We start from the raw sequence: 12,911 nt of genomic DNA, 5'->3' as shown, positions 1-12,911 counted from the left end.
AGATATACAGAAATGATCCGTTTGCAAAGCTATGAGTATACAAATGGGTGTCAAAGACGTAGTTCAAAAGCAATATCAACGGCTTGTCGACAGCGCGGCAAGCCACACGGTCCTACGGACACCCCCGGAGGGCTGGCTTCGCACGGTTCGAAACGCCCTCGGCATGTCCGGCTCCCAGCTAGCGAAGAAGTTGGGCGTCACACGCGCCCGCATTCCCCAAATTGAGCAAGCCGAGCTTTCGGGGGCAGCCACCCTGAAGTCGATGCAGGCTGCAGCCGAAGCAATGGGATGCCGATTTGTCTACGCCGTCCTTCCCGTCGGAACCATCCAAGATGCAATAGCTGCTCAAGCGCTAAAAAAGGCGCAGGCGTTGGTTCGTCGGGCAAGCACACATATGGCGCTCGAAGACCAAGCGCTCTCAAAAGACAAGATGGCTGCGGAAGTGGAGCGCATCGCAGCCAATCTTGTGCGGGAGATGCCGTCTGATTTCTGGAGCGACAAATGACCGGACTGACAGAATATCCGGAGGGCGCGACACCCTTAGATCCCAATGAACTCGGGGGGGTGAGGTTCAAGCACATTACGACCCGCGAAGAGCTGGACGAGCTTGAGCAGGCGAATATTGAGTCTGCCCTGCAATGGCTTGGTCGCCATCGCGGCGATGTTCTGACGGACGATTTTGCAGTTGCCCTTCACAAGCGCCTGTTCGGTGACGTGTGGGATTGGGCAGGTACGTTCCGAAAGACAGGCAAGAATATCGGCGTCGATCCCATTCACATCCCAGTTCAGCTGCGGACGCTGATGGATGACGCGCAGTACTGGTCAAAGAATGAGACTTATCCTGAGTTAGAGGCAGCGGCCCGGTTTCATCACCGGCTTGTTCAGATTCATCCATTTCCAAACGGAAACGGACGGCATTCCCGGATCATGGCGGATACGATGCTTGAGCGCGTCTACGGAGCGAAGCCTATCGACTGGGCGGGCGGCTACGATCTTCAAAAGATGAATGATCGCCGCACCACCTACATTGTGGCGCTCAAAGCTGCCGACGCAGGCAACATTACTCTACTGATAGACTTTTGCAGTCCACGTGGTGGCCATTGACTACGACATGAGACAGTGACGGCCAACTAGAAAAAGCTAAGTGAACACGAGGCTGCCTGCGTCACGGGGATATCACCCGAGCTGCTGCGTTGGCTAACGTCCAATGCTCCAAAAGCAGGAATAAAGCGAAAACTCAAGGTAGCGAAAATAAAGGGTCTTCGTGAAGTCGTGTGGGTGGATTTCATGCAAATTCAACCGCGAAAGGCCCGTGGATAGCGGCTTTTTGGATTTTGACCGGTGCTCGGATTTCGTTCGCGAATCGGAGATGATTCCGCAGGCGAGGTATTGGCAGCGTCGGGGGAAGAATTTTGGTTACTGCAACGAAGCGGCGGCGGTTGCGTGATGCATATCGGTTTGCCGGCTTTCGACCAATCGAACAGATCCGTGGTGTGTTTGGCGATCCGCATGCGCGGATTGTCACGCTGGTTCGGCGCTCAAAAAAACCAGCTGCGGCACATGCGGGCGAGAGCATTCCGGATGGTACGATCGCAAGCTTCGCCGCGTTCGGGATCTTCCGACCGCCGGCTTGCGCATATTTCTGGAGTTCGAGGTGCGGCGCATCAGGTGCCGGCATTGCGACAAGGAAGCGCGAGCGATTGGAATTCCTGGCGGACAATCCGCTCTACACCAAGCGGTTTGCGTTCTATGTCGGCCGGCGCTGCCGCAGCTCTCCGATCCAGGATATTGCAAAGGAGCTCAAGCTGGATTGGCACACGGTCAAGGAGCTCGACAAGCAGTCCATGCGCGCTCAGCTCGCCAAGGCTGGAACGCCGGCACCGATGGTGATCGGCATCGACGAGATCTCGGTCCGCAAGGGCCACACCTATCGGATCGTGGTCAGCGACCTCATTCGCGAACGCCCGATCTGGTTTGGCGGCAACGATCGCTCGGAAGCCAGTATGACCCAGTTTTATCAATGGCTTGGCCCGAACAAGAGCGGTCGTATCCGGCTCGCCGTGATGGACATGTGGAAGCCGTTTCGCAACGCCGCGACCGCGCATGCCCCGCAGGCCGCGATCCTGTTCGACAAGTTCCATATCATTCGCCACCTCGGCGAAGCCCTCGATCAGGTTCGCAAGAGCGAGTATGCGCGGCTGTCGGGAAAGAACCGTCGCTTCATCAAGGGACAGAAATATACGCTGCTGTCGCGCAAGGAGAATCTGACGTTGCAGGGCCGACAAGCTTTGCAGACATTGCTGCGGGCCAACAAACGACTCCATACCGCCTACCTGCTCAAGGAATCCTTTGGTCAGCTCTGGAGCTATGAGCACGAGGGCTGGGCACGGCGCTTCTTCGAGCAATGGCGCGCCTCGCTCAAATGGCAGAGGTTGAAACCCTACGAGAAGTTCGCCGACATGATCGATCGTCATTGGGATGGCATCGCCGCATATCGCAAGCAGGAGAACAATGTCTCGCTGGGCTTCGTCGAGGGGCTCAACAACAAGATCCGAGTTATCCAACGACGGGCCTATGGGATACGCGACGAAGAGTACCTTCGCCTCAAAATCCTTACCTGCATGCTGCCAGCGCTTTGATGCCTTTCGCGGTTGAATTTGCATGAAATCCACCCACACGACTTCACGAAGACCCAGAAAAAAAAAGAGCCGCCCCAAAACGGGGCGGCCAGTGTGTTCGTCGCGGGAGGAAAAATACGACGAACGAGTTCAGCAGAAAGCGCGTCAACGTCTTGCCCTACCGGCTCAAGCCGATTCGACTTTCTGGGATCAGAAAGCCATAGCGGCACATCGCCTTCTACATGCCTCGAAATCAGCGCGCGTCCGTTTGCCGCTGCACCGTAGCCAATTGACAATGTTTATTGATGCAATGGTTCGCATATTGGCGCTGAAATTCGGCGCAGAATGCGCATTTAGACGGATTTCCACTCATGCGTACCTCTATCGGATTTCAGCGACGCATGCGGCAACTCCCCGAAGCGCCGGATGCCAGGCGAGCATGAAGCCATTCGCCGAGGCCGCTGACTTGCAGCCGATCCGGCGTTGCCGTCTCGCGGGATGTTCGGCCACTTCTTTGTGTCGCCGACTGGTCATTGCCTCACCGCTGATCATTTGATGAAGTCGAACTGCAATATCGCTCTCAGACCAAGGGTGTCGATCTCTGCATCATCATCCTTCAGGCGCGCCTTTCTAGGCCTGGCGACGGATCGCCGAGGTTGGGGAGCTGTTAGTGGCTCGTCACAGTGATTTTGACGGGTTGCGTCCAGGGCGGTCAGATTGGCTCCAGCAGGCTTTTGGGATCAATGAGGGCCTCGATGCTGCGAGCTGTCCTCGGCTGCCTTCTGATGGCGCCAGTTCGTTCCAGCATCAGCACCATTTGGTGAACCAAGGGGGCTGACGCGAAAATGAGCTATGGCCGATTCTGGGTGACGCGGCCTGATCAGGCGGCGTGGCTTTCAGTGGTCGGAGTGACCTCGATGCCGTCGGTAAACTTTACACCGGCGATGACCTTCGGCAACTGATTTGTTCCTTTCAGTCGGCGCCATGTCTTCGATGCGGCGTCGATCAACTTGAACACCATCAGCTTCGCGGTTTTCGGCGAGAGCGATCCTTTCGTTCGCACCGTCCGGTGCCGCACCGTGGCGAACACACTCTCGATCGGATTCGAGGTGCGCAGATGAGCCCAATGCTCGGCAGGGAAGTCGAAGAACGCGAGCAGCGCCTCACGATCCTTGATCAAGCACTCGACCGCAGGCCCGTATTTGGCACGGTATTTCTCGACGAAGGTGTCGATCGCGGTTTCGGCTTTCGCCCGGCTCGGCGCCAGATAGACGTTCCGCAGGTCGTTCTTCATTGCGCCCTGCACGGATTTGGCGACCTTGTCGAGCACGTTGCTGACTTTGTGGCACCAGCACCGCTGGTGTCGCGTGCCAGGGAAGACCTCGTCGAGAGCCTTCCAGAACCCCAGAGCGCCGTCACCGACCGCCACTTCAGGAGCGATCCGCAGGCCGCGCTGCTTCACATCGATCAAGAGCTCACGCCAACTCTGGGCGCTCTCGCGGGCGCCCACCTGGAAGCCGACCAATTCCTTGCGGCCCTCCGGCGTCGCGCCGACCAGCACCAGGATACATTCGCTGTGATCCTCCATCCGGGCCTGCAAATAAACGCCATCGGCCCAGAGATAGACGTAGCGCCGCGCCGACAGGTCACGTCGCTGCCAACGCTCGTACTCGGCCTGCCAGTCGGCCGTCAGGCGTGCAATCACCGACGCCGACAGGTTCGGCGCATCCTTGCCGAGCAGCGCCGACAGCGCGTCCTGGAAGTCGCCAGTCGAGATGCCGCGCAGGTAGAGCACTGGCAGCAGGGCATCCAGGCTCTTGGTGCGCCGCGCCCACAGCGGCAGGATCGCCGAGCTGAAGCGGATCCGATTGGCCCCGCAGGCGCCGCGGTCCCGAACCTTCGGCCGGGCGACCTCCACGGGGCCGATGCCGGTCTGAATTTGTCGCGCCGGTCCATAGCCGTGCCGGACCAGCCGGGCCCGACCGTCCGGCAGTGTCAGCTCGGACGTGCTGGCCAGAAACGTGTCGACCTCGATCTCGATCGCCCTGGCAAGCAGCTCGCGCGCCCCAGCGCGGAGGATATCGGTCAGTGGATCGTCAACCGTGGAGGGCTGACGAAAAGCAAGAACGTTGGTAGTCTCGGTCATGGCGTATCGCTCTCCTTGAGAGGTTTCTGGCAGGCTGGACACCCGCCTCGATACGCCGCCTCTCTCAACCCGTCATCACCCAGTTTCGGCCATAGCTCCGCGAAAATAGTATAGTCCTGCATCTCGCTTTCGGCCCGGGCCCTCACGGGCAAGGAAGAAGCACTGCTGGTGACAAACGCCTGCTCGAATCCTCCAAGCCGGCCGCTCCCGTTGGAACTGCTGCAGGCAAATGGTCAAACTGAGCGCTCGTAAGAGCCTGTCGTGCGAGACGGTGAGCCCAAGCCAGGCCGAGAACGAGTTCTCTAGCGCCGACCTATCAAGAGTAATTCCCCGCGGCCTATGTTGGACTATCGGGTAGCATCATCCCGTCCAGCGCGGTGCGGATTTTCGTTGCTCTCGACGTCTCTATAGATGCGCTATATTGGCGGGAGTCCCGTCTAACGGCAAAGGCTTCGAGGCGTTCGCTCAATGGCTCCGTTTTTGGGGCTCGCCTGCTAGTGCTCAAGTCTATTTCTTTGATGCGGGGTTGATGAACTGCGACGTCTTCAATTGCTCCGCTGGAGTGCGAGTGCTTGTAAAACAATGCCGGAAGAAACCTTTCGCCGTGGAACAAGTTGATTTGGGCATACTCCAGCATGGCGTCGGGCGAAGGCATGTAGGCGCTGCGATCGCCGCTATTGTCCGCTATCGTTCCATGCCGATAAAGGTTGTCATGCCACTGGTCGAAGGTTTGCGCATGCCTGTATGAGGCTAGCGCAAACTGCATACTAAAAATTACGCAGTCTGCAGCAGACTTCTGGGCACCGACATCGATAAAGGCCCACTTCGGCTCCGTTCCAAGCTGTTGTATCGATTGCTGCCGCAGTCCCAAATAGAAAGTAATGAACGTATAAAGGTTGGCAGGCTCCATCACGATGATGGTCGGAGCTGCACCCGCGCGCATCCGAACATCGGCGGAAACGTGGTGCATTTCACCGTCCTTCAGTCGCACGACGGCGCGCCAGGCGCAATCTGAGGACTGGTGGGCCAGCGCAGCGAGAAACTGGGCGGGCGAATCCATGTGCCTAAGGTTAAGGTCCGAGGAGCGCTGATTATAGCTGGCCGCCAATTGATGAAAATTGTCAATGTCCAACGACAGGAGTTGGTCGTCGGGCTGTCTGTTGGCAGACAAATAGGAAGCGACCTGCTGACCGTATTCGATCAGGCCAGATGAAAGGTGCGCTTGCCTCGCACGCTGCAGCGTTTGGGAGAGCAATTGGAGCTTCTCGCCAATGCGCGGGGCCTCATCAGCGGTCGATGTAGTCCCGTCGTCGGTGGGGCGAGATGACCCTGGCGACTGGCGTTGAATGGATCGAGACTGGCTTGGCCGTAAGGACCGGACGTGAGCGGCAAACTCGGTCTCCTGAACGTATTGATCGTGCTGAGAGGTGTCATGACTTCCGCTCAACCGAGAGATGCATCCGCCCATTTCTATCCTCATCTAACCTGCGAGAGACAAACTATTCCGAGCTGCTTGACGTAGCTCGGATGAATATCCGTTCGAGCTGTTGCATGCTGCTCAAGGCAGTATCGGCACCGAAAGATCCAACATTATCAAACTACGATCGTTAGCTTTCGAGAAGCTGACGGGGGCAGAAAGTAGCGGTTGTTGCAGAAGTGGCGCCCCCCTCGATTGGAGTTCGTGCTTGCTGATCGGCGAAGTGCGCCCGCCGATCAGACCCAAACCGGGGCAGATCGAGCCTTACGACTGTGAGTACCGGCACAAGGGCACCGCGAGCGTGTTCGTGATCTTGGATGTAAACAGCCTTTGGCGCAGGGTGACGGTCTCGTTCCGCTACGGCCCCAAGCGCGCCAGCTGGATCTCATCGCGGAGAATGAGATCAGCGTTTCTGGTCCGCAAATACCCTCGATCAACGCATTGTGGGCGGCGACGATCAAGGTGAGACGCTCTCATCCTGAGGGCTGCGCCATAGCGGAACGCGCCCTGGACAAAATAGATGTTCACAACCGAGAAAGCCCGCGCACAAAATGGGCCGTACCTACCCAAAACCTATCACCAAGCTAGGCCGAGCTCAAAGTGTCAAATCCTCTGCGACGAGGTCCTAGCCAGTCGCGCTCGCCATCTGTATCCCTGCCTAACGTCACCGATTCTGTTTGAGCTTCGGCCGTGTAGAGCCTTTCGTGATTGCGCCTCTCCCGTCGGCTGAACCTTCAATTTGCGCGTCGATTCAACGACCGATGTCCCAGCGCCCCCCTGTTCGCTAGCCTGCCGCAGAGACTCGGCCGAGCTCGGTAGCTTGACTCTCCAAGAGGCGCCGATAGATCCCGCCGGGCCGCTTGGTCAAAGCAGCATGCGTACCCTGCTCGGCGATGACGCCGCCATTAAACACTAGCAGGCTGCTGAAAAAGATGCCTTGGATGATGATTTTCGTAATATGCGGCTTGAAAACGAAGCCAGCGATGGGCCTCGATGAGCTCCGCATGCGCTGTATAGGTGGGGTTGGTGGCTCATTTTTGACGCTCCAGACGGATTCATCCCGTCGCGGCCAGCAGCTTTGGGATGCGAACGAGGTTGTAGGCTGCGGCGGTGAACACGAAGAACCACTCGACCAGGCCGCGGCCGCGATGGCGCGTCTTGCGCAGGCCGCCAACCGTCTTGATCCACCCGAACGGCTCCTCGATCAGCTTGCGTTTGATGGTGCTGATCCGATAGCCGGGATGGCGGGTGGTGCGCGCGTCGATCGCCGAGCGGCGGTTGGTGTCGTTCTGCGAGACATGCGGCGTGCAGCCGCGCTCGCGGCAGCCGGCGACGAAGTCGGCAGTGTCGTAGTTCTTGTCGCCGCCGACCGTGCTACCGGGCCGGGCATTGTCCTCGATCATGTCGAGCGCAGTCGCGCGCTCGGCGGTGCCGTTGGCCTCGGTCAACCGCGCATCGACGATGAGTCCGTTGCGATTCTCCGTCATCAGATGCCCCATGTGGCAGAGCTTGGCCTCCTTGCCAGCACCCTTGCGGAACAGGCGGGCGTCGGGGTCCGTCGTCGAGGAATGCGTGGCGTTCTTGCGCTTCTCGCCATGGAAGTCGCGCTCGGCATTGCGGGAGCCGCGATCCTTTCCCGCGGGCGGATCGCCAGCGTCCTTCGGCACGAAGCTCTTCATGCTGGCCCAGGCCTCGATCAGCGTACCGTCAACCGAAAAGTGCTCGCTGGACAGCAGTCCTCGCACCTGCGGCAGGTTCAGCACGGCGACGAAGAACTTGGCGGCGATGTCGCCGTCGAGCAGCCGATCCCTGTTCTTGCAGAACACGGTCGGATTCCACACCGCGTCATCCATCGAAAGACCGACGAACCAGCGAAACAGCAGATTATAGTCGAGCTGCTCCATCAACTGCCGTTCCGAACGCACCGTATAGAAGGCTTGCAGCAGCAGCGCTCGCAAAAGCCGCTCCGGCGGGATCGACGGCCGACCTTCGCGCGAGTAAAGCCTGCTAAAATCGCGCGACAACTCTTTCAGCGCAGCGTCGACCAGGTCGCGGATCGCACGCAGCGGATGATCCGCCGGAACACGCTGCTCCAATCGCACGTAGCTGAATATGCCTTCCGACCGCTGATCTGCCCCGCGCATCGCAATCCCCAGCCCCAAGGAATCAAGCAAATGCAGGGAATCACAATCCGCGCGTCGCGCGAAGCGACTTTTTCAGCAGCCTGCTAGTACTACTGAGTCAGAAAAAGTGTCTGATTCAAAAGATCGCGGGCGAGATCCTGTGAGAATCAGTTACCTGTTGAGATTCAGGCATCGGCAACGGGGGCTGATATGGATCTCCGGACATCAGGCGGCAGTGAATCGCGATTTTCGGCTTTTGTCGAGAAACTTGTGAGTGTGATCGGACATGCGGACCGGGCCCAGCCGTTGTTTGATTATTGCATCGGCTTAATCATGCCGGGGGAGCGTAAAAGCGTTGAGCCTATGGCAGCGGTAACGGCACCTGATCGGACGGCGGCGCAGCATCAGTCGCTGCTGCACTTCGTCGGCCAATCGCCTTGGTCTGACGAGGGTGTTTTGGCCAAAGTGGGTGAGATGGTACTGCCGGCGATAGAGCGCCATGGACCGATCGAAGCGTGGATCATCGATGACACCGGTTTTCCCAAGAAGGGAGCGCACTCGGTCGGTGTGGCGCGTCAATATTGCGGGCAGCTCGGCAAGCAGGATAACTGCCAAGTCGCGGTATCCCTGTCGCTTGCCAATCACCACGCCAGTCTGCCGGCGATGTATCGTCTCTATCTGCCGCAGGAATGGGCGGCAGATAAGAAACGTCGGCGCAAAGCGGGCGTGCCCAAGGAGATCAGCTTTAAGACCAAGCCAGAGATCGCGCTTGAACAGATCGAAGCAGCCTGCAGAACCGGGCTTCCTCGCGGCGTGGTGCTGATGGATGCCGGATATGGCTGCAACACGGACCTGCGGACCAGCATCAGCGCGTTGGCGTTGACCTATGTGGCTGGTATCTTGCCAAACACCACGGTGTGGACATCCGACACGGCGCCGCTACCGCCGAAAAAATGGTCGGGCAAAGGGCGACCACCAAAGCTGCTGCGCCGCGACCACAAGCATCAACCGATTTCGGTCAAGGAGCTTGCTCTTTGCCTTCCTAAGCGGGTCTGGCGCACGATCAAGTGGCGAGAGGGCGCGGCCGAGCGGCTATCGTCGCGCTTCGCTCGCGCGCGCGTTTGCGTCGCGCATCGAGATTACCAACTCACCGAAAGCCGACCGGAAGAATGGCTTTTGATCGAATGGCCAGAAGGTGAGGACGAGCCGACCAAATACTGGCTTTCAACGTTGCCGGAAACGATCACTTTTGGAAGGCTAGTCGATCTAACCAAGCTGCGCTGGCGCATCGAGCGCGATTATCAGGATCTCAAACAAGAGGTCGGGCTCGGGCATTTCGAAGGGCGAGGTTGGCGTGGCTTCCACCACCACGCTACGCTGTGCATCGCAGCCTACGGATTCCTGGTCTCCGAGAGGGAGACGATTCCCCCCTCGGGATCTCGTTCCACCAGGCCGTTCAAGAGACTTGCGGTTTCCAACGGTTACCGACCCAGAGGCTCCGCTGCTGCGACCCGAACGTCACATCCCGAACTCGATTGCGACGATGCGGCGAAGACTGATCGTTGCCATCGTCCGCACCCTCTCACGCTGTCCCTGTTGCATTCGCCCGATCAAACAGCGCCTTCTTTTGTGACGCAGTAAGACTAGGATGCGGTCGAGGCTGCGCACCGTCGACAGCCGATGTGCGATCACAATCGAGGTGCGGCCCTTCATCAGCCGCTCCATCGCTTCTTGAATGAGAGCTTCTGATTCCGAGTCAAGGCTTGAGGTTGCCTCGTCCAAGACCAGCACCGGCGCATCCGCTAAGAAGGCGCGCGCCAGCGCGACGCGCTGCCGCTCACCGCCAGACAGCTTGACGCCACGCTCACCGACCAGCGTGCCGTACCCCCTGGGAAGCCGAAGGATGAACTCGTGCGCATTGGCAAGCCGCGCCGCCCGCTCGATCGCCCCCATACCGGCTCCGGGCCGGCCATAAGCGATATTCTCGGCGAGCGAACGATGGAACAGGATCGGTTCTTGCTGCACGACCGCTATCTGGCTGCGGAGCGATTGCTGCGTGGCAAAAGCGATGTCCTGACCGTCGATCAGAATGCGGCCGCCCGTGACGTCATAGAGCCGTTGCACCAGCTTGACGAAGGTCGTCTTTCCGGAGCCGGAGCGGCCGACCAGACCAACCCGCTCGCCGGCGCTTATATCAACCGATAGCCTGTCATAGAGCGGCGCACCGTCGCCGCTGTACTGGAAGGTGACTTCGTCGAATACGATCTCACCGCCGTCGATGGCGATAGGACTTGCCTCCGGCACGTCCGCGATCCCGATCGGCTCATCATGGATCGCGACCAGCTCCTCCATGTCGTCGACCGAACGCTGGAGGTTGTTGATGTATATGCCGACCTCGCGCAGATACGCGTGAATAACGTAGTAGCTGGTCAGCACATAGGTAACGTCGCCTGGCGAGGCGAGCCCCGCCATCCAGAGCAGCACCGCGCCGCCGATCACCGCCGCTCGCAGGAACAATAGCAGCGAGTGCTGAGCCATCGCGGCGTAGCTGTGGCGCAGCCAGGTTCGCCGCAGCCGTATTCGCCAGCGGTTGATGGTGCGGGCGAGCCGAGCATCCTCGCGCACTTCCGCCCCGAAAGATTTTACTACCGCATTGCAGGTCAGGGCATCGGCCAGCGTGCCACCGATCTTGGTGTCCCAGGCGTTGGAGATCCGTGCGGCAGGCGCGATATGGCGGACCGAGAATGTCAGCGTCACGACAACATAGATTCCCGCACCAATCGCGACCACGCCGCCCAGCGCAGACCAATGCAGCCCGAGCAGGATCATCGAACCGACCAGTATCGTCAGGGACGGCAACAGAGACATCAGGATCGTCGTGTTGAGCAGGTCGAGGGCCCACATACCGCGCGCAATCTTCCGCACGCTGGAACCAGCAAAAGAGTTGGCGTGCCAGTCGGTTGAGAACCGCTGGACACGCGTGAACGTGTCGCGGGCCACGTCCGCCATCGTCTGAAGTGTGAACGGAGCGATTGCGTGCAGTCCTATGAGGCGCAGGATCATCGAAACCAGGCCGAGTGCAACGATGCCGCCGAAGGCGGCCAGCGCCGCTTCTCGCGCACTCTGATTATGAGGGCCTAACGTCAATGCGTCGACTAGATGGCCGGAGTAGACCGGCATGAACAGGTCGGCCACCGTTGACCCGAGGAAGCCCACCAGCACAACGGCGGCGCGGTAGGGCTGGTGCAGCCAGTGGCGAAAAACGAACGGAAGCACCGCTCGGATCGCGATAGGACGTTTGTCAGCTAGAACGGTCATGCCGCAATCCGGCCGTTGCTAGGGTATAAATCGGCGTGATCTGAACTGAGCTCCGCGTTACACAGGTGCGATCGAACACCGGCGCTCCGTCGGCATGCCTTGGCTAGGCGAAGCACTCGATGCCAATTCTCCAAACCGATCGAACTCCGCTCCATAGCTTCTCGTGGAAGCCTGGCGGTCCTATGAGGCCTCCCTTCATTCAGTATCAGGCGCTTTAAGAATTCGCTCATGCTAGCATCTTGCTCGAGGAAGACCTCCTTCGAAAAACTCGCCGCAAAGACAGGCCTCGCACGACAATGACGCCCCGTTTGCTTTAACCTTCCCTGCATGTGAGCGGCCGGCGGGCACAAAAAGAGTCCATCATGGCGTTTCAGGAAAAGAGAAGATCGCATGTCATGACTGCAGGCGAGAAGACAGCACACCCATCAGGTGCGGCGTGGCGATATTGATGTTGGATCCCGAAGACACGCGGGACGCTCATGCAGTGCCAGTGCCCGTCTTCTCAATCAATTCCCAGGGCTGGTAGTTGACTTGGGCGCAAGGCGAAATCTGGCCAATGCGTGGCTAGCCGAATGCGTGGCTAGCCGGTTGGGCGAGCCTGACTGGAAGGTATAAGAATTGGCTCTCCCCGGATATTGCTTCCCGGCGAGAAGATACCGGGCGCCAGCGCGATAGAGATCGACTAACTTGGTGGTCTGTAGACCAACGCACCCACGTGGCGATCGAAACTTTGATTTGCAGGAGCCAACTGCCCCGATAGCGGGTTGAGTGACCATCAGGTGGGTTTGCTAGTTGAATAGAAGTCGTCTGCCATCCACGTGTGCCGTGCAAACGGCGCGCCGATCCACCGAAAATCAACGCTCGCCGGCCGCCAGACCTGCCGCCATGAGACTGTGTTCGATCACCAGGCTATCGAATCGATCAGGAGATCAAGTCCAAGCCGTCAGGGGCGCATTGTCACGACTGGCGATGTGAATGCGTTCCATCCAAAAAATCGATTTCACCAACTCACCTACTGCCGGGTAGGAAAAACGCCAGCCATTGAGCCGCATGGTAGGTTTCCGGTCGGGAAAGCTACCAGGAGCATGTCATCATGGGCACGGCACCCCGTTTGTAGGCGCGGTTTTCGGCGGCTCTGCACCAGCTCTATATTGGTGGCAAGGACGCCCGCAAGTTCGAAAAGCGCATGGATGATCATGTCCTTTCTTTTAGCAAGACGAACCGATCGC

The 12,911-nt window shown here is 59.0% G+C and carries 7 protein-coding genes and 2 pseudogenes; 5 read left to right on the top strand and 4 right to left on the bottom strand.

Annotated features, from left to right (window positions below):
• Window positions 1–43 precede the first annotated feature (43 nt).
• The 4 genes and pseudogenes from NLM32_RS07920 (at window position 44) to NLM32_RS07910 (ending at window position 2,639) form a co-directional block, all read left to right on the top strand.
• On the top strand, window positions 44–505 hold the full coding sequence (locus NLM32_RS07920; protein WP_254128608.1) for a mobile mystery protein A: 462 nt from the start codon (window positions 44–46) through the stop codon (window positions 503–505).
• Window positions 502–1,104, top strand: a complete 603-nt coding sequence (locus NLM32_RS07915) for a mobile mystery protein B (protein WP_254128607.1) — start codon at window positions 502–504, stop codon at window positions 1,102–1,104. Before NLM32_RS07920 ends, NLM32_RS07915 begins: the two co-directional genes overlap by 4 nt.
• A gap of 346 nt (window positions 1,105–1,450) precedes the next feature.
• Window positions 1,451–1,669, top strand: a pseudogene (locus NLM32_RS46245) (transposase family protein); the annotation flags it as partial.
• Window positions 1,575–2,639 (top strand): ISL3 family transposase, encoded by a 1,065-nt coding sequence (locus tag NLM32_RS07910; RefSeq protein WP_375143632.1) that lies wholly within the window; start codon window positions 1,575–1,577, stop codon window positions 2,637–2,639. The pseudogene NLM32_RS46245 and the gene NLM32_RS07910, both read left to right, overlap by 95 nt.
• Before the next feature lie 859 nt (window positions 2,640–3,498).
• Here the strand turns inward: NLM32_RS07910 and NLM32_RS07905 are convergent.
• The 3 genes from NLM32_RS07905 to NLM32_RS07890 form a co-directional block, all read right to left on the bottom strand.
• The gene (locus NLM32_RS07905; protein WP_254128605.1) at window positions 3,499–4,764 is read right to left on the bottom strand and encodes an IS256 family transposase; all 1,266 of its coding nucleotides are present in this window, start codon (window positions 4,762–4,764) and stop codon (window positions 3,499–3,501) included.
• A gap of 337 nt (window positions 4,765–5,101) precedes the next feature.
• Window positions 5,102–6,019, bottom strand: coding sequence for a YopJ family acetyltransferase (locus NLM32_RS07900; RefSeq protein WP_305884093.1), 918 nt, complete (start codon window positions 6,017–6,019; stop codon window positions 5,102–5,104).
• Between the two features lie 1,277 nt (window positions 6,020–7,296).
• The gene (locus tag NLM32_RS07890; protein ID WP_254128493.1) at window positions 7,297–8,385 is read right to left on the bottom strand and encodes an IS5 family transposase; all 1,089 of its coding nucleotides are present in this window, start codon (window positions 8,383–8,385) and stop codon (window positions 7,297–7,299) included.
• 189 nt (window positions 8,386–8,574) lie between these two features.
• On the opposite strand from NLM32_RS07890, the gene NLM32_RS07885 reads away from it, so the two are divergent.
• On the top strand, window positions 8,575–10,005 hold the full coding sequence (locus NLM32_RS07885; RefSeq protein ID WP_254128465.1) for an IS701 family transposase: 1,431 nt from the start codon (window positions 8,575–8,577) through the stop codon (window positions 10,003–10,005).
• On the opposite strand, the pseudogene NLM32_RS07880 reads toward NLM32_RS07885, so the two are convergent.
• Window positions 9,997–11,682 (bottom strand): annotated as a pseudogene (locus tag NLM32_RS07880) (ABC transporter ATP-binding protein); the annotation flags it as partial. The gene NLM32_RS07885 and the pseudogene NLM32_RS07880 overlap by 9 nt on opposite strands.
• Between the last annotated feature and the right edge of the window lie 1,229 nt (window positions 11,683–12,911).

It is taken from the genome of Bradyrhizobium sp. CCGUVB14, from assembly GCF_024199935.1.
Classification (GTDB): domain Bacteria; phylum Pseudomonadota; class Alphaproteobacteria; order Rhizobiales; family Xanthobacteraceae; genus Bradyrhizobium.
This window is presented reverse-complemented; position numbering and strand designations above follow the sequence as displayed.

Coding starts and splice junctions, on each gene's coding strand:
- NLM32_RS07885 (WP_254128465.1), top strand. CDS start 8,575: ATGGATCTCCGGACATCAGGCGGCAGTGAATCGCGATTTTCGGCTTTT.
- NLM32_RS07905 (WP_254128605.1), bottom strand. CDS start 4,764: ATGACCGAGACTACCAACGTTCTTGCTTTTCGTCAGCCCTCCACGGTT.
- NLM32_RS07890 (WP_254128493.1), bottom strand. CDS start 8,385: ATGCGCGGGGCAGATCAGCGGTCGGAAGGCATATTCAGCTACGTGCGA.
- NLM32_RS07920 (WP_254128608.1), top strand. CDS start 44: ATGGGTGTCAAAGACGTAGTTCAAAAGCAATATCAACGGCTTGTCGAC.
- NLM32_RS07915 (WP_254128607.1), top strand. CDS start 502: ATGACCGGACTGACAGAATATCCGGAGGGCGCGACACCCTTAGATCCC.